17 protein-coding genes are annotated in these 21,333 nt (G+C 72.3%); 8 read left to right on the top strand and 9 right to left on the bottom strand.

Translation table 11 applies throughout. The features are described from left to right. Position 1 precedes the first annotated feature (1 nt). Genes ABZ459_RS12040 through ABZ459_RS12015 form a run of 6 tightly spaced genes read right to left on the bottom strand, consistent with a single transcriptional unit; the run spans position 2 to position 7,099 of the window. On the bottom strand, positions 2-298 hold the full coding sequence (locus tag ABZ459_RS12040) for a hypothetical protein (RefSeq protein WP_357969202.1): 297 nt from the start codon (positions 296-298) through the stop codon (positions 2-4). 18 nt (positions 299-316) lie between these two features. Beyond that, complete coding sequence (locus ABZ459_RS12035; RefSeq protein ID WP_357969200.1) at positions 317-1,567, bottom strand: right-handed parallel beta-helix repeat-containing protein; 1,251 nt, start codon at positions 1,565-1,567, stop codon at positions 317-319. Positions 1,568-1,625: 58 nt separating this feature from the next. Then, positions 1,626-3,410, bottom strand: coding sequence for a glycoside hydrolase family 13 protein (locus ABZ459_RS12030; RefSeq protein ID WP_357969197.1), 1,785 nt, complete (start codon positions 3,408-3,410; stop codon positions 1,626-1,628). 5 nt (positions 3,411-3,415) lie between these two features. Continuing rightward, positions 3,416-4,255 carry a sugar ABC transporter permease gene (locus tag ABZ459_RS12025; protein ID WP_357969195.1) on the bottom strand — a complete coding sequence of 280 codons (840 nt, stop codon included), beginning with the start codon at positions 4,253-4,255 and terminating at the stop codon, positions 3,416-3,418. Then, positions 4,252-5,820 carry an ABC transporter permease subunit gene (locus ABZ459_RS12020; RefSeq protein WP_357969193.1) on the bottom strand — a complete coding sequence of 523 codons (1,569 nt, stop codon included), beginning with the start codon at positions 5,818-5,820 and terminating at the stop codon, positions 4,252-4,254. The genes ABZ459_RS12025 and ABZ459_RS12020 overlap by 4 nt, the downstream gene beginning before the upstream one ends. Position 5,821: 1 nt before the next feature. Continuing rightward, positions 5,822-7,099 carry a maltose ABC transporter substrate-binding protein gene (locus ABZ459_RS12015; RefSeq protein WP_357969191.1) on the bottom strand — a complete coding sequence of 426 codons (1,278 nt, stop codon included), beginning with the start codon at positions 7,097-7,099 and terminating at the stop codon, positions 5,822-5,824. Positions 7,100-7,397: 298 nt separating this feature from the next. Here ABZ459_RS12015 and ABZ459_RS12010 point away from each other — a divergent pair, with 298 nt between their 5' ends. The 3 genes from ABZ459_RS12010 (at position 7,398) to ABZ459_RS12000 (ending at position 11,179) form a co-directional block, all read left to right on the top strand. Then, positions 7,398-8,891 carry a glycoside hydrolase family 13 protein gene (locus tag ABZ459_RS12010; RefSeq protein WP_357969188.1) on the top strand — a complete coding sequence of 498 codons (1,494 nt, stop codon included), beginning with the start codon at positions 7,398-7,400 and terminating at the stop codon, positions 8,889-8,891. Positions 8,892-8,954: 63 nt separating this feature from the next. Continuing rightward, positions 8,955-10,313 (top strand): ATP-binding protein, encoded by a 1,359-nt coding sequence (locus ABZ459_RS12005; protein ID WP_357969185.1) that lies wholly within the window; start codon positions 8,955-8,957, stop codon positions 10,311-10,313. A gap of 47 nt (positions 10,314-10,360) precedes the next feature. Continuing rightward, positions 10,361-11,179, top strand: a complete 819-nt coding sequence (locus ABZ459_RS12000) for an SAM-dependent methyltransferase (RefSeq protein ID WP_357969183.1) — start codon at positions 10,361-10,363, stop codon at positions 11,177-11,179. On the opposite strand, the gene ABZ459_RS11995 is transcribed toward ABZ459_RS12000, so the two are convergent. Further along, a complete protein-coding gene (locus ABZ459_RS11995; protein ID WP_357969180.1) occupies positions 11,176-12,504 on the bottom strand; it encodes a cation:dicarboxylase symporter family transporter in 1,329 nt (442 codons plus the stop codon). The two genes, ABZ459_RS12000 and ABZ459_RS11995, sit on opposite strands and share 4 nt — an antisense overlap. A gap of 104 nt (positions 12,505-12,608) precedes the next feature. Here ABZ459_RS11995 and ABZ459_RS11990 point away from each other — a divergent pair, with 104 nt between their 5' ends. From ABZ459_RS11990 to ABZ459_RS11970, 5 genes are all read left to right on the top strand, one after another. Next, positions 12,609-14,102 carry an ATP-binding protein gene (locus ABZ459_RS11990; RefSeq protein WP_357969178.1) on the top strand — a complete coding sequence of 498 codons (1,494 nt, stop codon included), beginning with the start codon at positions 12,609-12,611 and terminating at the stop codon, positions 14,100-14,102. Further along, complete coding sequence (locus tag ABZ459_RS11985) at positions 14,099-14,800, top strand: response regulator (protein WP_357969175.1); 702 nt, start codon at positions 14,099-14,101, stop codon at positions 14,798-14,800. Before ABZ459_RS11990 ends, ABZ459_RS11985 begins: the two co-directional genes overlap by 4 nt. Before the next feature lie 73 nt (positions 14,801-14,873). Then, the gene (locus tag ABZ459_RS11980) at positions 14,874-16,910 is read left to right on the top strand and encodes an N-acetylneuraminate synthase family protein (protein ID WP_357969173.1); all 2,037 of its coding nucleotides are present in this window, start codon (positions 14,874-14,876) and stop codon (positions 16,908-16,910) included. A 3-nt stretch (positions 16,911-16,913) separates the two neighbouring features. Next, positions 16,914-17,900 carry a glycosyltransferase family 2 protein gene (locus ABZ459_RS11975; protein WP_357969171.1) on the top strand — a complete coding sequence of 329 codons (987 nt, stop codon included), beginning with the start codon at positions 16,914-16,916 and terminating at the stop codon, positions 17,898-17,900. Continuing rightward, complete coding sequence (locus tag ABZ459_RS11970; protein WP_357969169.1) at positions 17,900-19,135, top strand: polysialyltransferase family glycosyltransferase; 1,236 nt, start codon at positions 17,900-17,902, stop codon at positions 19,133-19,135. The genes ABZ459_RS11975 and ABZ459_RS11970 overlap by 1 nt, the downstream gene beginning before the upstream one ends. Here ABZ459_RS11970 and ABZ459_RS11965 read toward each other — a convergent pair. Continuing rightward, positions 19,119-20,297 carry a DUF6716 putative glycosyltransferase gene (locus ABZ459_RS11965; protein ID WP_357969167.1) on the bottom strand — a complete coding sequence of 393 codons (1,179 nt, stop codon included), beginning with the start codon at positions 20,295-20,297 and terminating at the stop codon, positions 19,119-19,121. The genes ABZ459_RS11970 and ABZ459_RS11965 overlap by 17 nt on opposite strands. Then, positions 20,294-21,235, bottom strand: coding sequence for a hypothetical protein (locus ABZ459_RS11960; RefSeq protein ID WP_357969165.1), 942 nt, complete (start codon positions 21,233-21,235; stop codon positions 20,294-20,296). Before ABZ459_RS11960 ends, ABZ459_RS11965 begins: the two co-directional genes overlap by 4 nt. Positions 21,236-21,333 lie beyond the last annotated feature (98 nt).

Raw genomic sequence — 21,333 nt, 5'->3', positions numbered from 1 at the left:
CTCAGGCGGCGGCCCAGACGGCCTCGAAGGCCGCCTGGGTGATCTCGGTCAGCTCCCAGATCTCCAGCGGCTGGTCGGTGAGGAAGCCGCGATCGTCCTGGAGCCGGCCCCACCAGTAGCGGTGGGCGACGCGGTCGGTGTCGACCTCGATCTGCCTGATCGCCCAGTGTTCGCCGTCGCCCTCGACGCTCTCGAACAGCCAGACGCGCCCGCCGGGGCCGGCGGTGTGCCAGAAGCGGTGGGGCACGTCGGCCTCGGCGAGCTGCTTGACCAGCGGCAGGCGAAGATCCGGGACCATGCCCCGTAGGCTACACCGCTACCGCTGGTAGGCCCCGGCGTCCGGCGCCCCGGACAGCGGCCGGCCCAGCATGTCCTTGCCGAAGGTGGCGCCGCCGTACCAGGTGGGCGACAGCGGCAGGCCGCGGCCCAGCGCCGGGGAGCCCGGACGCAGGCGCAGGTCGGTGCGGGAGACGAACAGCGGGTCGGCCCTGACCGACTTCGGCCCCAGCTTGAAGGTGAGCTTGCGGCCGTAGTAGACGCTGCCGCCGTCGTCGACACCCTTGCCGTCGGCCCAGCCCGCCTCGCCGCCGACCGCGATCACGTTGTTGCGCAGCCTGAGGATGGAGGGGCCGCAGCCGTCGTGGCAGGACCAGCCGATGGTGTCCTTGGCCGGCAGGTAGACCGAGTTCTGGACGGCGATCGTGCCCTTGACCGGGCCGACGACGTGGCCGGGGCCGCGGGTGATGAGGAAGGAGCCGCGGCTGCGGCCGGAGGTGACGACGTTGAAGGCGAAGATGTTGCCGGTGGCCGTCTTGCCCTTCTGGGCGCCCAGCTCGGTGAAGGTCTCGTTGTCGCGCGCGTGGTTGTGGGTGATGCGGTTGCGGTCGCCGTTGAAGATCTCGACGGCGGCGCCGTCGGTGCCGTAGTCGTGGCTCTTGGCGTAGCTGCCGGTGATGGTGTTGCGGGTCACCAGGTTGTCGTCGCCGTTGAGCAGCACGCCGAAGGCGCCGGAGTCGTTGTCGCCGCCCTCGTCGTCGACGCTCATGCGGTTGTTGGCGGTGAGCGTGCTGTCGCGGACGGTGTTGTGCGAGCCGGACGGCGTGACCCACACGCCCGCGACGTTGCCGTCGGCCGCGACGCCGCTCAGCTCGGTGTGGTGGCCGCCGAGCTGGAACCCGGCGAACCGGCAGCCGGTGGCGCGCAGACCGCTGATCTGCCAGTAGGCGCCCTTGACGACCACGCAGTCGCGCTCGTCGCCGCTGATGCGAGGCAGGGCGCCGGAGCCGTGGGAGCGGACGACGATGGGCCGGGCGGCGGTGCCGTTGGCGGTGAGCCTGAGCGGGCCGGTGAAGCTGCCGCCCCGCTTGAGGCTGACGATGTCACCCGGCTTGAGGTCGGCGGAGTTGACCTTCTCCAGCGACCTCCACGGCTTGTCGGGGCTGGTGCCGGCGGCGGAGTCGTCGCCGGCCCTGGAGTCGACGTAGTAGGTGGTGGCCGCCCTGGCTTCCGCGGCGGTCGGTACGACGGTGAGAAGCGATGCTGCGACGGCTACGGAGAGCAACCTCATGCGGGCACACCACTATCCAGTTGGAGACGGTACGGGGCCAGGCCATACCGTAGCGTGATCAGCGTGTGATGCGCCACACACACACCGAAGGACCGTCCCCCGGGATCACGTCGCCGTCCTCGGCGTTGTGGACGCCCTGGGCCTGCGCCCCGATGGGCAGCGCGGCGCCGGGCGCCCGGCGGACGGCCACCAGCAGCGACTCCTCGAACGTCTCGCGCGCGAAGACCAGGCAGTCGGCGTCGGAGTGCAGCCAGCGCAACCCTCCGTGACGCAGCGCGGGCTCGGCGCGGCGCAGCCCGAGCAGCTCGCGGTAGGCCGACAGGGTCGCCAGGTCCTGGTCGTGCGGCCGGTTCCAGGGCATGGGGGTGCGCGAGTGCTCCCCGTTGATCCCGGTCAGGCCGAACTCGCTGCCGGCGAAGACCATGGGCGTGCCGGGCAGCGTGGCCTGCAGGCCGAGGGCCGGCAGGTGGCGTTCGCGCGAGCCGGTCACCGTGCGGATGCGCGGCGAGTCGTGGGAGTCCAGGAGCTGCCAGGAGTGCGTGAGCGAGCGCCAGGACATGTGCGAGGCGAAGGACCTGAACGTGGCCAGGGTGTCGGTGCCGTCGCGCTCGGGCACGCCGCCCGGCACGCCGAGGAAGTGCGGCAGGTCCAGCTCGGGGCCGCGCAGCCAGGCCCAGACCGGACGGGTGAAGCCGCCGTAGTTCATGGTGCCGTGCCAGCCGTCGCGGTCGAGGTCGAGCGAGGCGTCGTGGTTGTGCTCGGCGATGAAGGCGGCCTCGGGGCCGAGCTGCCGGCGCAGCATGGCGGCGACCTCGTGGGTGCGGTCCTCGGCGCCGAGCCTGCCGGTCATGTTGGCGACGTCCACGCGCCAGCCGTCCAGCGGGCCGAGCCACTTCTTCAGCACCGCGCGCATGCTGGAGCGCACCAGCTCGCTGCCCCAGTTGAGCTTGGGCAGCGACTTGACGCCCCACCACGACTCGTAGTCGCCGGTGTCGGGGTCGAAGTAGAACATCTCCCGTTCGAGGGCGTTCACGTCGGAGACGGCGGCGGTGAACCATTCGTGGGCGTCGCCGCAGTGGTTGGTGGTGATGTCGCCGAGCAGGCGCATGCCGCGGGCGTGCAGCGCGCCGGACAGCCGGTGCAGGGCCTCGTCGCCGCCGAGCAGCGGGTCGACGTGCTCGAAGCTCGCGGCGTCGTAGCGGTGGTTGGAGCGGGCCGGGAAGACCGGCGTCAGGTAGACGGTGTCGGCGCCGAGCCCCTGGATGTGGTCCAGGCGCCGGGTGATGCCGTCGAGGTCGCCGCCGTAGAACTGCTGGGCGGTGCCGGGGCCGCTGGGGATCACCGGGTCGCGGTCCCAGTCGCGCGGCAGCGCCCAGTCGGGCAGGTCCGGCATCGGGCCGGAGCGGTCGAACCGGTCGGGGAAGATCTGGTAGACGATCGCGTCCGACATCCACGAGGGCGGCGCCTGGTGGCAGACCAGGCGGAAGTCGCTCGCGTCGGTCACGTCGTGGCCGACCGGGCCGGCCGCGGTCAGCCACAGCTGGCCGCGGCGGGTGTGCAGCAGGAAGCGGTACGGGGTGACCGGGTTGACGGCGGTGACCTCCGCCTGCCACCACACGTCGTCCGCGCCGTAGCCGGCGACCGGCGTGCCGGTCCTGGACCCGTCGACGCGGGCCTCGGCGTAGCGGGGCTCGCCGTCGCAGACGGTACGCACGTGCACCCCGGTGATCCCGGCTGCGCGCGGGGCGCGCAGCCAGAGGGTCACCCGCGAGCCGAGTGCCGGTTCCCGGCTGGAGACGTAGAGAGCTGAGCCGTCGTGGTGCGGCTCGCCGACATGGCGCAATGGACCTATCCCTTGACAGCCCCGGCCGTCAGGCCGGAGACGATGTACTTCTGCAGCCATAGGAACACGCTCACCGTGGGTACGGCGGTGAGCAACGTCGCGGCGGCGAACATGCCGAAGTTGGCGTTGCGGTGGTCGCCGGCGATCATGCCGTACATGCCGACGGCCAGGGTCTTGCTCTCGGGGTCGCGCAGGAACACGTTGGCCATGAGGAACTCGCTCATGATGCCGATGAAGGCCAGCAGCGCGGTGACCGCGAGGATCGGCGTGACCAGCGGCATGATGATCCGCCAGAAGATCTGCGCGTGGGTGGCGCCGTCCACGGTGGCGGCCTCGTCGAGCTCCTTGGGGACGGTGTCGAGGAAGCCCTTCATCAGCCAGGTGTTCACGCCGAGCGCGCCGCCCAGGTAGAGCAGCAGCAGGCCCCAGACGGTGTTGAAGCCGAACGCCGGGTACAGCTCGGTCACCCTGGTGAAGATCATGAAGATCGTCACGATGGCCAGGAACTGCGGGAACATCTGGATGAGCAGCAACGCCAGCAGCCCGACCCGGCGGCCGGCGAAGCGCATGCGGCTGAAGGCGTAGGCGGCCAGCATCGACAGCAGCAGGCTCGCGAACGACGAGACCAGCGCGATGAACACCGAGTTGAAGAACCACCGGCCGAACGGATAGTCGTCGGAGGCGAGCAGGTTGACGAAGTTGTTCAGGCTCGCCCCCGACGGCACCAGGTCGGTGGAGGCCAGCGTGCCCATCGGGTTGATCGCGGCCGAGACCACGAACAGGATCGGGAACAGCGCGAACACGCACACCGCCAGCACGAACACGTGCCTGAGCGCGATCCTCATGCGTAGACCTCCTCCTGCTTGCGGGTACGGCGGAAGGCCACGGCCGAGATGACCGCCACGATCGCGAAGATGAACACCGAGATCGCCGCGGCGAACCCGAACTGCGCCCCGCCCGCGCCGAACGCCAGCCGGAAGGTGTAGGTGATCAGCAGGTCGGTGGCGCCCACCTGCGGGCTCTCGGCCGGGAACGGCCCGCCGTCGGTGGTGAGCGCGATGGCGTTGAAGTTGTTGAAGTTGAACGCGAACGACGAGATCAGCAGCGGCGTCAGCGCGACCAGCAGCAGCGGCAGCGTCACCCGGCGGAACGCCTTCCACGGCGTGGCGCCGTCGATGGAGGCCGCCTCGGTCAGCTCGCGCGGGATCGCCTGGAGCGCGCCGGTGGTGACCAGGAACATGTACGGGAAGCCGAGCCACAGGTTGACCAGGATGACCGCGAAGCGGGCGGTGACCGGCTCGCCGAGCCAGTCGACGCTCAGCCCGAAGAACTGGTTGATCAGGCCGAAGTCGCGGTTGAACATGTCCCGCCAGACCAGCAGCATGGCGAAGGCCGGCATCGCGTACGGCAGGATCAGCGCGATCCGGTAGATCTTCGTGCCGCGCATGCGCGGGTGGTGCAGCGCCAGCGCCACGGCCATGCCCAGCCCGAACGTGCCGGCCACCGAGGCCAGCGCGAACACCAGGTTCCAGCCCAGCACGCCGACGAAGTAGCCGGAGATGGTGGGGTTGGTCAGGACACGGGCGAAGTTGTCCAGGCCGACGTTCGCCTGCCAGCCCTGCGCCAGGTGCTCGCCCTGGGCGTTGACGAAGTAGCCCTGGGCCTCGTCGGCCGTCCAGGTGCCGCCGTTGCCCTTGACGCAGTCGCAGGCGGCGTCGTAGACCAGCGCGGCCTTGCCCTCCACGGCCCGGCTGAGGCCGTTGGCCTTGATCGCGCCGCCCTGCGTCGGCACGGACAGCGCCGAGATCTCCTGGCCGCGGGCGGCCGCCTCGGGCGCCTTCAGCACGGTCACGCCGGGGGCCGACAGCACCTTGCCGGTGAGGCCGACCTGGGCGCCCGCCAGCGGGGTCAGCCCTTCGGCGGTGCCCAGACGCACCTGCTTGGTCTTGGGGTCGACCAGCAGGAACACCAGCTCGTCGCCGCGCAGGGCGGCGGTCAGGCCGTACTCGGGCGAGCCGGGGGCCTGGCGCACCGAGCCGGTCTCGATGGCGGTGACCGCGTCGGCCTTGTCGCCGCGGTGCCCGTCGCCGAAGTTCGTGAACGCCGTGGTCACCGTGTAGAGCACGGGCAGCACCTGGAAGGCGATCAGGAAGAGGGTGCCGGGGACGAGGTACTTGGCCGGGATGAAGCGGCGGGTCAGGTACAGGTAGGCGATGGCCGCGGCGGCCGACGCCAGCAGCGCGAGCGAGATCCACGACTCCGCGGCGACCAGCGGCGGCACGGCGTAGAGCAGGATCGCCGCGGCCACGGCCAGCACCGCGATCCTGCTCACCACGAACGCCGTGGTGAGCTCCCGGCGAGGCCGCGGGGACACGGTGGTCCCCACGGCCTCGTGCACGTCCTGGGTCATGTCAGTTCTTGAGCGCGCCGTCGATGGCCTTCTGCGCGGCCGCGGCGGCCTTGGCCGCGTCGCCGCCCTTGACCACGGCCGTCTCCGCGATGCCGAACGGCTCCCAGATCGCGGCCATCTCGGGGATGGCGGGCATCGGCATGCCGCTCTTGCCGGCGTCCATGAACTTGGCGGCGTCGGGGTCGGCGGCCTGGACCTCCTGGAGGGCGGCGGTCAGCGCCGGGGGCCGCGGGTCGGCCTCGTACAGGGCCTTGGCGACGTCCTTGTTGGTGACGTAGTTGGCGACGAACTCCTGGGCCAGGGCCTTGCTCTTGCCCTTGGCGGCCACGAAGAACGACTGGACGCCGACGAACGGCGTGGCCGGCTTGCCGTCCTTGAACGCCGGGACGGGCGTGATGTCGTAGGAGATGCCGCCCTTCTTGACCTCGCTCATGGCCCACGGGCCGGAGATCAGGTAGGCGCACTTGCCGGCGGCGAAGTTGACGATGTAGTTCTCGTTGGTGACCGACGTCTTGAGCGCGCCGTCACCCTTCTCGCCGAGCTCCTTCAGCTTGCCGAACGCCTTGACCGAGCCCTCGGAGCCGAGCAGCACCTGCTTGGGGTCGGGGTCGCCGGCGGCGGTCCGGCCGAACAGCGCGCCGCCCGCGGAGGCGAACAGCGGGTAGGCGTGGAAGGCGTCGCCCTTGACGCCGACGGGCAGGCAGAGCACCTCCTTGACCTTGCCGGCCTTCTTCAGCTCCTTGCCCTTGTCGATCATCTCGTCGATCGTGGCGGGGGCGTCGGGGGCGAGCTTGGTGTTGCGGATCAGGGCGATGTTCTCCACCGCGTACGGGGCGCCGTACACCTGGCCGTTGAAGGTGACCGCCTTCATGGCGATCTCCGAGAAGGCCGCCTTCTGCTCGTCGGTCAGCGTGACGGGGTCGATGGCGCCGTTCTGGACGAGGTTGCCGATCCAGTCGTGCGCGCCGATCATGATGTCCGGGCCGCTGCCCTGCTGGGAGGCGGTCAGGAAGGTCATCTGGTTGTCCTTGCTGATCTCCTTCACCTCGACGGTCACGCCGTTCTCGGTGCCGAACCGGTCGGCGAAGGGCTTGAGCGGCTTGACCCGGCTCGGGTCGGCCCAGATGACCAGCGTGCCACCCGCCGCCGGGGCCGGAGCCGAGGCCGAGGCCGAGCCGCTGGGCTGCGCCGACGGGGCGGTCGAGCCGGAGTCACCACAAGCCGTAGCGGCGAACGCGAGGGTGGAGAGGGCGGCCACTCCCAGGACCCGTACACGCATGAGACCTCCCGAGGTCATGGAGGAGCGGCGACGCCTGCGTGCGCCGCCGCCGAAGATCGTTATCCGCCGCTGTTCACGGCTTACGTTTCCGGGACGTTAGCGGCTCTTTGCAAGAATTGGAAGAACTTGCGAAAGAGCGTTACCGGAACCACATCCGACCCAGGACGCGCTGACCTCGCCGCACCCGCGATAACGGCCGTACGGGGAATCTGCAACTTTCCGAAACTTGCACTTGACCTGTCGCAAGGACGCGCGACATCCTGCACCAGACATCACGGACATCGGGGGAAGGAAAGCCATGCTCGGCAACGACGACTGGTGGCGGGACGCCGTCGTGTACCAGGTCTACCCCCGGAGCTTCGCCGACGCCGACGGCGACGGCACCGGCGACCTGAAGGGCGTGCGGGAACGCCTGGGCCACCTCGCCGGGCTGGGCGTGGACGCGATCTGGCTGAGCCCCTTCTACACCTCGCCCATGGCCGACGGCGGCTACGACGTGGCCGACTACCGGGACGTGGACCCGATGTTCGGCACGCTGGCCGACTTCGACGCCCTGGTCGCCGAGGCCCACGAGCGCGGCATCCGGGTGATCGTGGACCTGGTCCCCAACCACTCCTCGGACCGGCACCCCTGGTTCCAGGCCGGCCTGCGCGACCGTTACATCTTCCGCGACCGGCCCAACGACTGGGAGTCGATCTTCGGCGGCCCGGCCTGGACCCAGGTCGAGGACGGCCAGTGGTACCTGCACCTGTTCGCGCCGGAACAGCCCGACCTCAACTGGGACAACCCTGAAGTGCGCGCCGAGTTCCGCGACGTCCTGCGCTTCTGGCTGGACCGGGGCGTGGACGGCTTCCGCGTGGACGTGGCCCACGGCATGGTCAAGGCCGAGGGGCTGCCCGACGTGGGCCCGAAGGAGGGCCGCCAGGCCGAGATGCTGGGCGACGAGCAGGTGCCCTACTTCGACCAGGACGGCGTGCACGACATCTACCGGGAGTGGCGGCCGATCCTCGACTCCTACCCCGGCGGCCGGATGGCCGTCGCCGAGGCGTGGGTGTCCTCGCCCGAGCGGCTGGCCCGCTACGTCGGGCCGGACGAGCTGCACCAGGCGTTCAACTTCGAGTTCATGATGGCCGACTTCCACGCCAAGTCGTTCCGTACGGTGATCGAGAAGTCGCTGGCGGAGGCCGAGCTGGTCGGCGCGCCCACCACCTGGGTGCTGTCCAACCACGACAAGCCCCGCCACGTCACCCGGCACGGCGGCCTGGCCCGCGCCCGCGCGGCGACGCTGCTCATGCTGGCCCTGCCCGGCTCTGCCTACCTCTACAACGGCGAGGAGCTGGGCCTGCCCGAGGTCCTCGACCTGCCCGACGAGCTGCGCCAGGACCCGGCCTTCCGGCGCACCGGCGAGAGCCGCGACGGCTGCCGGGTGCCGATCCCGTGGACGAGCGAGCCGGGCTGCGGCTGGCGCGACCCGTGGCTGCCGATCCCGCCGTCGTGGACGCTGCTGTCGGCCGAGGCCCAGGAGCACGACCCCGACTCCACGCTGAACCTCTACCGGGCCGCGCTCCGGCTGCGCAAGCAGCACCCGGCGCTCGGCGGCGGCACGCTGCGGTGGCTGGAGGCTCCCGAGGACGTGCTGGCCGTCCAGCGCGACCCGGGCCTGGTCGTGATGCTGAACACCGGCGAGGACCCGGTCGCCCCGGTCGTGCCCGGCACGGTGCTGCTGGCCAGCGGCCCGCTGGCGGCCGACGGCTCGGTCCCGCCGGACACCACCGTGTGGATCCAGCGTTGAGGTTGGGGGAACCTTTCCCTTGACGCGGCATTTGGCGGCAATGACGGTTAGTAGTCTCGGGGAGTGCCACCCCTGTGGGCCCGCTCCCTGCGCGGACGCGTCACCCTCATCGCGACGGCCGTAGCCGCCCTCGTGCTGATCCCCGTGGGCATCGCCGGGTGCATCGTCTCGCGCTCCCTGGTGACGGCCGGCGTCTACCGGGACACCCGGGACACCGCCGAGCGGGTGGCCTCGGAGATGCGCGCGGGCGGGCTGCCGCCGCAGGGCACCACGATCCCGGTGCCCAACCCGTCCATCGACCTGATCCAGATCGTCGGCACCGACGGCCGCGTCCTGGCCAGCAGCGACGCGGCCAGGAACCTGCCGCCGCTCAGCGACGTGCGGCCCACGGCCGAGAGCCGGGTGGTCAACACCACCAACTGCCTGCCGACCGAGTGCGTGCACCTGTCGGCGGTCAAGGCCGGCATGTCGGAGGACTCCCCCATCGTCTACGCCGGCCGCAGCACCCCGGAGGTGCTGGCCTCGCAGACGCTGGAGGTGATCGTGTTCTCCCAGGTGGCGGTGCTGATCGCGCTCACCGCCTGGGCGACCTGGCTGGTCACCGGCCGCGCGCTGCGCCCGGTGGCGACCATGCGCGCCGAGCTGGACGCGGTCAGCGCCGGCGACCTGAGCCACCGGGTCACCCAGCCGGGCGGCGAGGACGAGGTCGCCATGCTGGCCAAGGCCGTCAACAACACGCTGGCCCGGTTGGAACGTTCCGCGTTGCAGCAGCGCCAGTTCGCCTCCGACGCCTCCCACGAGCTGCGCACCCCGATCGCCGGGCTGCGCGCCCAGCTGGAGAGCGCCCAGCTCTACCCGGAGGACACCGACGTCGAGGCGCTGGTGGACAGCGCCCTGCGGGACACCGACCGGCTGGAGGCGATCATCACCGACCTGCTGCTGCTGGCCAGGATCGGCTCCCGGGTGGACGTCGCCAGGGAGCCGGTGGACCTGGCCGGGCTCGTCCGGCAGGAGCTGGCCGTGCGCAGCGACAAGCTGCCCACCCGGCTGGAGCTGACCGACGGCGTGGTCGTCGAGGGCGTGCGCCTGCAACTGGCCCGGGTGCTGACGAACCTGCTGGACAACGCCCAGCGGCACGCCGAGACCATGGTGCGGGTCGTGGTCACCAGGGAGGCGGGCCCGGCCAGGGGCGGCACGGCCGTGCTGGCGGTGGAGAACGACGGCCAGGAGATCCGCGAGGCCGACCGCGAGCGCATCTTCGAGCGGTTCACCCGCCTCGACGCCGCCCGCAGCCGCGACTCCGGCGGCACCGGGCTCGGCCTGGCCATCGCCAGGGACGTGGCGATGGCCCACCGGGGCAGCGTCCGCGTGGAGGACCGTCCGGGCGGGGCGCGGTTCGTCCTGCGGCTTCCCGCCATCTGATGTCGAAAGCGTAGATTTCCGGCAGCCAGTTAGTGGATCATGCCCTCATGACGCAAGAAGTCCCCCAGGGCGTGGATCCTCACATCCCCAACACCGCGCGCATGTACGACTACTTCCTGGGCGGAAAGAACAATTTCCCGGCCGACCGCGAGCTGGCCGAGCTGGTGCTGAGCGCGATGCCGGAGGTCAGGGACGGCACGCGGGAGAACCGGCTGCTGATCGGCCGGGTGGTGCGGTACCTGTGCGAGCAGGGTGTCACCCAGTTCCTCGACCTGGGCTCCGGCCTGCCGGCCGCCGAGAACGTGCACGAGGTGGCGCTGCGGTACGCGCCGCAGGCCCGCGTGGTCTACGTGGACAGCGACCCGGTGGTGGCCGCCCACGGGCGGGCCCTGCTGGCCGGCCCCGAGCAGGTGGCCATGCTGCACGGCGACGTCCGGCGCCCGCGGGAGGTGCTGGACAGCCCCGAGGTGCGCGGACTGCTGGACTTCGACAGGCCCGTCGCGGTGCTCATGATGTTCCTGCTGCACCTGATCCCCGACACCGACCGCCCGCAGGGCTTCGTGGCCGCCTACCGCGACGCGCTCGCGCCCGGCAGCTACCTGGCCCTGTCGCACGTCGGCACCGACCACGCGCCCGAGCGTGTGGCCCGCGTCAGCCAGTTCTACCGGCGGGCCAACGCGCCGTTCTGCCCGCGGCCGGGCAAGGAGATCGCCGCCTTCTTCGGCGACTTCGAGCTGATCCCGCCCGGTCTGGCCACGGGCAAGGGGCCGGAGCTCGGTTTCCCGTTCACCGACCCCGAGAGCCCGCCCTTCTACGACGAGGACTTCGCCCGCATGGGGTACGCGGGCATCGGCCGCAAACCCTAGACGCGCACGGTCCGCCGCTCCGGCTCCGGCTCGGGGCGGTCGTCCTCCTCGTCGATCAGCGTGGACTCGTCGAACGGCGCCCGCCCGGCCAGCACCTCGGCGGCCCGCTCCCGGTCGAAGTCGCCGGTCCAGGTGCCGACCACGACGGTGGCCACGGCGTTGCCCGCGAAGTTGGTCAGCGCCCTGGCCTCGGACATGAACCGGTCGATGCCGACGATGAGGCCGACGCCGTCCACCAGTTCGGGGCGGTGCGACTGCAGGCCGCCGGCGAGCGTGGCCAGGCCCGCCCCGGTCACGCCCGCGGCGCCCTTGGAGGCGATCATCATGAACAGCAGCAGCGAGACCTGCTCGCCGACCTGCAGCGGCGCGCCGGTGGCCGAGGCGATGAACAGCGTGGCCATGGTGAGGTAGATGGCGGTGCCGTCGAGGTTGAAGGAGTAGCCGGTCGGCACGGTGATGCCGGCCACCGTCCGGCTCACGCCGAGGTGCTCCATCTTCGCGATCAGCCGCGGCAGCGCCGTCTCCGACGACGACGTGGACAGGATCAGCAGGAACTCCCGGCCGAGGTAGCGCAGCAGCGACCACAGGTTGACCCGGGCGACCAGCCACAGCAGCGCGCCCAGCACCACGCCCACGAACAGCAGGCAGGTGACGTAGAAGGCGATCATGATGATGGCCAGGCTCTTGAGCGCCTCGATCCCGGTGGCGCCGACCACGGCCGCGATGGCCCCGAACGCGCCGACCGGCGCGGCCCACATGACCATGGCCAGGATGCGGAACACCAGCCGCTGGACGTGCTCGACGCCGCGCAGGATCGGCGCGCCGCGCTCGCCCATGGCCTGCAGCGCGAACCCGGCCAGCAGCGCCACCAGCAGCGTCTGCAGGACCGAGCCCTCGGTGAAGGCCGACACCAGCGTGACGGGGATGATGCCGAGCAGGAAGTCGACCCCGCCGGTGGCCTCGCCCTTGGCCGCCTCGGCCTCGGCGGCCTGCCGGGCGGCGTCGGTCAGGTGCAGCCCGGAGCCGGGGTCGATGACGTTGCCGACCAGCAGGCCGATGACCAGGGCCACGGTCGACATCACCATGAAGTAGCCGAGCGCGAGGCCGCCGACCTTGCCGACCTTGGCGGCCTGGCGTACCGAGCCGATGCCGAGCACGATCGTGCAGAAGATGATGGGGCTGATCAGCATCTTGATCAGCGCCACGAACCCGGTGCCGAGGGGTTTGAGCTCCTTGCCCGCCTCCGGCCAGACGAACCCGACCAGGATGCCGAGCAGGACCGCCACGATGACGGCCAGGTACAGGTAACGAGAGCGATCACGCATGAGGGGTCTCCACCGCTTTGGAAAAAGGGGCCGGTCGTGCGACTATGCGGCTCGCTGTGACCCACGTCACGATTGAGTAAGTTTCGTTCACGCAAGGGGGGCTCATGCGCCGCTGGAGCCTGGCGGGCCAGATGCTGGTCCTGCAGCTGCTCGTGGTCGCGGTCGCCGTGACGGGCTGCGCGGTGCTCGCGCTGGTGCAGGCCCACCGCCTGCTCACCGAGGAGGCGGGCGCCACGGCCAGGGCCGTGGCGGTCAGCGTGGCCGCCGCGCCGGGCGTGGCCGCAGCCCTCGACGGCCCCGAGCCGACCCTGACCCTGCAGCCGTACGCCGAACGGGTGCGCAAGGAGACGGGCGTCGACTTCGTCACCATCATGAAGCCGGACGGCACGCGCTACACCCATCCGAACCCGGCCGAGATCGGCCGGCGCTTCCTCGGCCACACCGGGCGGGCCCTGGCCGGCCAGACCTTCGTCGAGACCTACACCGGCACGCTCGGCCCCTCCAAGCGGGCCGTGACGCCCGTGTGGTCCGGCGGCCGGGTCCGGGCCCTGGTCAGCGCGGGCATCACGATCGACCGGATCAGCGCCCGGCTGCGCGACCAGGTGGCCTGGAGCGGCCTGGTCGCCGCCCTCGCGCTCGGGCTCGGCGCGGCCGGGACGTGGCTGGTCACCGTACGGCTGCGCCGCCAGACCCACGGGCTCGGCCCGGTGGAGCTGGGCCGCATCCACGATCACCACGACGCCGTCCTGCACGCCGTGCGGGAGGGCCTGCTGCTGGTCGGCGGCGACGGCACGCTGACGCTCTGCAACGACGCCGCCAGGCAGCTCCTGGACCTGCCGTCGGACGCCGAGGGCCGGCACATGGCCGAGCTGGGCCTGTCGGCGCTGCTGGAGGGCCATGAGGAACGCGTGCACCTGGCCGGCGACCGGGTGCTGGCGGTCAACGGCGCGGCCAGCAGGCTCGGCACGGTGGTGACCGTACGCGACCACACCGAGCTGCAGGCGCTGGCCGGGCAGCTCGACGCCGAACGCGGCTTCGCCGACTCGCTGCGCTCGGCCGCGCACGAGGCCGCCAACCGGCTGCACACCGTGATCACGCTGGTCGAGCTGGGACGCACCGAGCAGGCCGTCGCGCTGGGCACGGCCGAGCTGCGCGCGGCGCAGGAGCTGACCGACCGGGTGGTGGGCGCGGTGCGCGAGCCGGTGCTGGCCGCGCTGCTGCTCGGCAAGAGCGCCGAGGCGGCAGAACGCGGCGGCGAGCTGGTGCTCACGCCCGACAGCGACCTCGACGACCTGGGCCTGGACCCGCGCGACCTGGTGACGATCGTCGGCAACCTGGTCGACAACGCCCTCGACGCGGCCACCAGGGTCGAGGTGCAGCTGTGCACGGACCGGGACGGGGTGGTGATCAGGGTGGCCGACGACGGGCCGGGGCTGACCGCGCCGGAGGCGTTCGCGAAGGGCTGGACCACCAAGGGCGACGGTCACGGGCTCGGCCTGGCGCTGGTCGGGCAGGCGGTGCGGCGGCTGGGCGGCACGATCGAGGTGGCCGGGTCGGCGTTCACGGTGCGGCTGCCGGTCCCGGAGCGGGTGCGATGAGCAGGCCGGACCCCGGCCCCGGAGCGGGCGCGCCGGTCTCCGTGCTGATCGTGGAGGACGAGGAGATCACCGCCGAGGCCAACCGGGTCTACGTCGAGCGGGTGGCCGGCTTCGAGGTGGCCGGGGTGGCGCGTTCGGGCGGCGAGGCGCTGCGGTTCCTGCGCGGCCGGCCGGTCGACCTCATCCTGCTCGACCTGTACCTGCCCGACATGCACGGCCTGGAGGTGTGCCGCGCGGTGCGGGCCGGCGGGCTGCTGTGCGACGTCATCGCCGTCACCTCGGCGCGCGACCTGGCGACCGTGCGCTCGGCGGTGTCGCTGGGCGTCTCCCAGTACCTTCTCAAGCCGTTCACCTACGCGACCCTGGCCGAGAAGCTGGCGCGTTACGCCCGGTTCAGGCAGGACACCGGCGTGATCGTCGCCCAGGGCGACGTCGACCGGGTGCTCGGCACCCTGCGCGGCAGCTCCGAGCTGCCCAAAGGGCTGGCCCGCGACACCTTGGACACCGTGTCGGCGCGACTGCGCGAACGGCCCGGCGGCAGCTCGGCGCAGAGCGTGGCGCAGGCCGTCGGGGTGTCGCGGGTGACCGCCCGCCGCTACCTGGAACACCTGGTCGAGCTGGGGATGGCGGTACGGGTGCCGCAGTACGGCGGGGTGGGCCGGCCAGAGTTGCTCTACCGGATCCCCATGGAAAGTTAATGGCGGTGACGCTGCCCGTTCAATCCGGGCCTCTAGCTTCTGGGTGCGATCCGATGCACTGAGGAGAAGACACTTGCGAGTCCTGGCCGTTGTTCCCGCCCGCGGAGGTTCGGCGGGCGTACCCCTGAAGAACCTCGCCCTGGTCGGGGGCGTCCCGCTGGTCACCCGAGCGGTACGGGCATGCCTGCGGGCCGAGCTCGTCGACCAGGTCGTGGTCAGCACCGACCACCCGCAGATCGCCGAGACCGCCCGCGCGGCGGGGGCGACCGTGGTGACGCGGCCCGAGGAGCTGAGCGGCGCGACCGCCTCCAGCGAGTCGGCCGTGCTGCACGCCCTGGACGCGCTCGGCGCGGACCCGGACGTGGTCGTCCTGGTGCAGTGCACCAGCGCGTTCATCGACCCCGATGACCTGTCGGCGGCCGTGCGCAAGGTCCTGGACGGCGAGGCCGACTCGGTCGTGTCCGGGCTGCCGACGCACGAGTTCCTGTGGACGGCCGCGGGCGCGGGCGTCAACCACGACCCCGCCGTCCGGCAGCGCAGGCAGGACCGCGAGCCGCAGTTCCGCGAGAACGGCGCCTTCTACGTCATGCGCACCGCCGGCCTGCGCGAGCACGGCCACCGCTTCTTCGGCGAGGTCGCCGTGCAGCCGGTGCCGCCGCAGCACGCCATCGAGGTCGACGACCCCGAGGACCTGGAGCTGGTGCGGGCCCTCGCGCCGTTCATCGACAAGCCCGAGCCGATCGACGTGGACGCGGTCATCACCGACTTCGACGGCGTGCACACCGACGACCGCGCCTACATCGACTCCGACGGCCGGGAGATGGTCCTGGTCAGCCGCTCGGACGGGATGGGCGTCTCGCTGCTGCGCCGCTCCGGGGTCAAGGTGCTGGTGATGTCCACCGAGCAGAACCCGGTCGTCGCCGCCCGCGCCCGCAAGCTGGGCGTGCCCGTGCTGCAGGGCCTGGCCGAGAAGCGCATCGTGCTGCGCGACTGGCTGGCCATCGAGGGCCTGGACCCGGCGCGCGTGGCCTACGTCGGCAACGACGTCAACGACCTGGGCCCGATGGCCGAGGTCGGCTGGCCGATCGCCACCCCCGACGCGCACCCGCGCGTGCGCGCCGCCGCCCGCGTGGTGCTGACCAGGCCCGGCGGCTCCGGCGCGGTGCGCGAGCTGTGCGACCTGGTGGTGGCCGCCCGGCCCGAGCCGCCCGTCGCCGAGGCCAAGGCCCGGCCGCGGCTCGGCCCGGTCGCGATCGGCGACGTGCTGGTCGGCGACGGCGAGCCCGTGTACGTGATCGGCGAGATCGGCATCAACCACAACGGCGACCTGGACCTCGCCCGCCGGCTCATCGACGTGGCGGCCGAGGCGGGCTGCCAGGCGGTCAAGTTCCAGAAGCGCACCCCCGCGATCTGCGTGCCCGAGGAGCAGAAGGGCCAGATCAGGCAGACGCCGTGGGGCGAGATGACGTACCTGGAGTACAAGGAGCGCACCGAGTTCGGCCACGACGAGTACCGGCAGATCGCGAAGTACTGCGACGAGCGCGGCCTGCACTGGTTCGCCTCGCCGTGGGACGTGCCGTCCGTGGAGTTCCTCGAGGACATGGACGTGCTGACGCACAAGATCGCCTCGGCCAGCGTCGCCGACCACCAGCTGCTGCGCGCCCTGGCGGCCACCGGCAAGCCGCTCATCCTGTCCACCGGCATGTCCACGCTGTCGGAGATCGACCAGGCGGTCGAGATCCTCGGCACCGACCGGCTGATCATGATGCACGCCACCTCCACGTACCCGCTGCCGCCGGAGGAGGCCAACCTGCGCACGATCACCACGCTCAAGGAGCGCTACGGCGTGCCGGTCGGCTACTCCGGGCACGAGCGCGGCCTGCAGATCTCGCTGGCCGCGGTCACCCTGGGCGCGGTCTGCGTCGAGCGGCACATCACGCTCGACCGCACCATGTGGGGCTCCGACCACGCCGCCTCGCTGGAGCCGTCCGGGCTGGAGCACCTCGTCCGCGACATCCGCATCATCGAGCAGGCCATGGGCGACGGCGTCAAGCGCGTCTTCCCCGGCGAGGAGGCGCCCAAGGCCCGGCTGCGCCGGGTGACCGTCTGAGTCATGACGCCGACCACTCTCTCCGTCGTCGTGCCGGTGCGGGACGGTGAGCGCTTCATCGCCGACGCGCTCACCTCCCTCGCCCGCAACGCCCGGCACGACTTCGAGTTCATCGTCGTGGACGACGGCTCCGTGGACGCCACCCCGGACATCATCGCCGACTTCGCCCGCGACCTGCCCGGCCTGGCCGTGCTGCGCAACCCCGCCCCCGTGGGCCTGGCCGACGCCCGCAACACCGGGCTGTCGGCCGCCTCGGGGCGGTTCGTCACGTTCATGGACGGCGACGACTGGCTGGCGCCCGGCTACCTGGCCGGGCTGGTGGCGGCCATCGACGGGCTCGGCTGCGACTTCGTGCGCGTCGACCACGTTCAGGTGGAGGGGCGCAAGCGGGTGGTGCACCGGGCCCCGCTGTCGCGCCGCGGCGTGGTGCTCGACCCCCGCTCGGCGATCCTGCCGGCGGGGGTGCGGACCATGGTGGACTACCCGTACGCGTGGGCCGGGGTCTACCGGCGTTCGCTGCGGGACCTGCTGCACTTCCCCGGCTCGCTGCACACCGCCGAGGACCGGCCGTGGATCTGGCGGCTGCACCGGGAGGCGGCCACGTTCGCGGTGGTGCCGATGGCCGGGGTGTTCTACCGGCGGCTGGTGTCCGGGTCGCTGACGCAGGTCGGCGACGAGCGGCAGCTGCACTTCTTCGACGCCTTCGAGCTGGTCTTCAAGGACCTGGAGCCGGAGTTCCTGCCCAAGGCGGTGCGCAACTTCTGCGCGCTGCTGGCCCACCACCTGGAGCTCGCGGGCCGGTTCACGCCCGCGTTGCGCGCCCGGTTCGAGGAGCGGGGCGCGCAGATGGTCCGCGGCCTGCCGCCCGCCCTGGTGGCCGACGCCGTGTCGCGGATGGCCGTCGAGCGGGAGGCCGTGCTGCGCGCCCTGGTGCCCGACATTCCACCCAGCCCCCACGTCCGGATCCGCCGGGATCGGGAGGACTCCTGATGAAGGTCTTCTACGCCTCGACGCTGTTCGGCGCGATGTCCCTGGCCGCGGCCGTCGACGACGGCCGCTTCGGCGCGGGCCGGCGCGTGCTGATCGTGTCGAACAACGCGGCGATCCCCGAGGTGTCGGTGCCGCTCGACGGCACGCCCGGCTTCGCCGCCCTGCGCTCGCGCTTCGACGAGGTGCACTCCTGGAACGAGCTGATCGCCCCGCTGCACCCCTCCGACTGGCGGGCGCGGGTCATCGAGGTGCCGATGTTCGAGCGGCTGATCCGCTCCCACCTGGCGCTGGACGACGTCGAGGAGCTGGTGCTGGAGTCGATCGCGGTGCCGCCCGCGCGCACGATCGCCGGCCTGGTGCGCGACTGCCCGATCACCGTCTACTCCGACGGCCTGATGAGTTACGGGCCGACCCGCGACCCGCTGCCCGCGGAGATCTTCCGCCGCATCGAGCGGCTGCTCCACCTGGACCTGGTGCCCGGCCTGACCCCGCTGCTGCTCAGCGAGTACGGCGTGCCGCCCGTCGTGCTGCCCGAGGAGCGCTTCCGCGCGGTCGTGGACGAGGTGGCCGCCACCGCGCCGGACCTGCCCGGCGGCCAGGCGGTGATCCTCGGCCAGTACCTGTCGGCGCTGGAGATCGTCACGCCGGAGGAGGAGGCCGGGCTGCACGCCTCGATGCTGCGCGCGCTGTCCGCCCGCGGCTGCACCGACGTGCTGTTCAAGCCCCACCCGGCCGCCGGACGCCGGCACGCGCAACTGCTGCGCGCGGCGGCCGGGCCGCTGGGGGTGCGGCTGACGGTGGCCGGGGAGAGCGTGCCGGCCGAGGTGTGCTTCGCGGCGCTGCGGCCCGAGCTGGTCGTCGGCTGTTTCTCCACCGGCCTGGTGACCGCCCGGCGCTACTTCGGCCTGCCGGTCGCCTCCTTCGGCACCGGCCTGGTGCTCGACCGGCTCACGCCGTACGAGAACAGCAACAGGGTGCCGGCCACGATCGTGGACGCGCTGCTGCCCCGGCTGGGCGCCGACGGCGTGATCGACGAGCCGCCGCGCACGGACCTGCCCGCGCTGGTGCGCGCGGTCGGCTACTGCATGCAGGCCGACGCCTATCCCGAGCTGCGCCCGTCGGGCGGCACGTTCGACGGGCGCTACTTCAAGCGCAAGCGCCTGGAGACGCTGGGGCTGGCCGAGCCGCCCTCGGCGCTGTCCAGGCTGCGCAGGAAGATCAGGTCAGCGATCTGAGATAGCGGCGCACCCGCCGCTTGGCCCGGTAGCCCGCCCGCAACATCGTGGGCGGCACCTCCACCCGCAACCTGGCCCGGCGGCGGGCCGCGGCGTGCTCGGGGCCGTCCAGCAGCGAGCGGGCGGGCGGACGTGTCCCGTCCGCGGCCAGGCCGGCCAGCCGGGCCGCCCAGTCGTCGCGGCCGGCCGGGTGGAAGTAGTTGGCCTCGCACCACCGCGGCTCGGCCGTGCGGAAGTCGCCCAGGGCCAGGTCGTCGAGCGTGCCGAGCAGGCCGCTGCCCTCGAACACCAGGTTGATCATCTCGGCGCTGACGCCGAAGTCGCTCAGCACCAGCGACGGCACGCCCATGGCGACGGCCTCCAGCGCGGCCGTCGAGCTGACCGTGACGAACCCGGCCGCCCGCGACAGCTGCTCGTGCATCGACCCGGCCGCGAACGTCAGCCTGCCCGGCTCGCCCATCTCGCGCCACAGCCGCTGGTAGTGGTGGCGTTCGTTGTGGGTCTGGCGTTCGTGCTCCAGGGCGCGCAGCTTGACCACGACCTCCAGGCCGGGCCGGCGTCCGGCCAGCTCGGCCAGCGCCGTGAGCACCCGCTCGCGCTCCTCCCGCGCCCGCGGCACCTTGGCCTGGGTGGCGAACACGACCCGGTCGCCGCCGCCGGACACCGCGCCGGGCCGCAGGAACGGCAGCCGGGCCAGCCCGACCGCCCCTCCCCCGCCGAGCCGGCCGGCGATCGCGGCGAACTCGGCCACCTCGCGCTCGCTGTGCACCACGAACAGGTCGCAGCCGCTGCGGAACAACCACGCCTTCTCCGTGGCCGGCACCGAGATGCCGGGCAGCCCGCTGACGAACACCGGTCGTGCCCGACCCGCAGGCCGCAGCCCGGCCAGCACGTCGGCCACCAGGACGTCCACGACCGGGCCCGTGCAGCCCACCAGGATCGCGTCGGGCCGGGTGCGCTCGGCCAGGCGGCGCAACGACCGCGCCGACAACACCGGGGGCGCCACGCGCCCGCCCACCGCCGCCGCGATCTGCTCCGGGGAGGGCGCGATCGGGGTGCGCACCACCACCAGCTCGCTCTCGCAGCCCGCGGGCAGGTCGTCGAGCAGGCAGGCCGCCCACTTCAGATACGAGTCGGAGTCGGCTACCGCCAGCACCCTCACCTGGAAGCTCCTGTCAAATGCGATCGCAGGCCGGGGGCCGCCCTGCTCGTCCACCAGTCGTCGGGAACGTCCACCGGCTCGACCTCGACGCCGCGCGGGCCGAGCAGCACCCGCAGCGAGGTGATCGCGGTCGAGGGCAGGCTGAGCACCCGCTGCCCGGCGTCGAGGCCGCGCAGCGTCAGCTCGGCCGGCACGCCCGCGTCGTGCACGGTGATGCCGGGACGTTCGCTGATCAGCGCCAGGTCGACGGGGTCCTCGCGGCGGTGCGGGTAGTAGGCCAGCGGCTCGCGCCCGGCCAGGTCGGTCAGCCAGCGCAGGTAGTGGTCGCGGTGGACCAGGCCGTTGCGGACCAGGGAGGTGCCGAGGACGACCGTGCGCTCGGCGGGCCCCTGGGCGCTCGGCGGCTGGGCGCGCAACCAGGCGAAGTCGTGGCGGACGAGGTCGACCCCCACCCCCCGGACGGCGGCGGCCAGCTCGTCGGGCACGGGCAGGGCGGTGAAGACCGAGACCCGGCTCATCCGCAGCCGCACCGCGGCGGCCAGGCCGAGCAGGGCGCGCGCCCGCGAAGGGGTCGCCCGCGCCCGCAGCAGCGGCCGGAACGGCCCGGCGGCCAGCAGTTCGAGCAGCCTGAGCGTGGCCAGGCCGTCGTCCACGACGACGATGTGGCCGGGATCGGAGGTCAGCCAGCGCATCTGGACCTTGCCGGAGAACGCGTCGCCCACGGCCTGGACGCGGCGCGGCATGCGCTCGCGCGGCTCGTCCAGCACCAGGCCGGCGGGCAGGTCGAGGCGGCGCAGCTCCTTGCGGGTGGCGCGCAGCGGACGCAGGCCGGCGCGCGGCACGACCACGGTGTCCGGGCCGAGCAGCCCGGCGTGGTGGGCCTCGACGGCGCACAGCATCTGGAGCGGAGACTCCACCCAGGCCGACGCCTGTCTCACCACTCTGTTTCCCCCAGCCGGTGGATGGCCTTGCACGACCCGCCTCAAGGTAGCCCGGCCTGCTTAAGCCGCAAGAAACGACACGTGAACAATGGAGG

The sequence above is a fragment of the Nonomuraea sp. NPDC005692 genome (assembly GCF_040631115.1).
In the GTDB taxonomy this organism is placed as follows: Bacteria; Actinomycetota; Actinomycetes; order Streptosporangiales; family Streptosporangiaceae; genus Nonomuraea.
The sequence above is the reverse complement of the archived record's forward strand: the minus strand, read 5'-3'. Positions and strand labels throughout refer to the sequence as shown.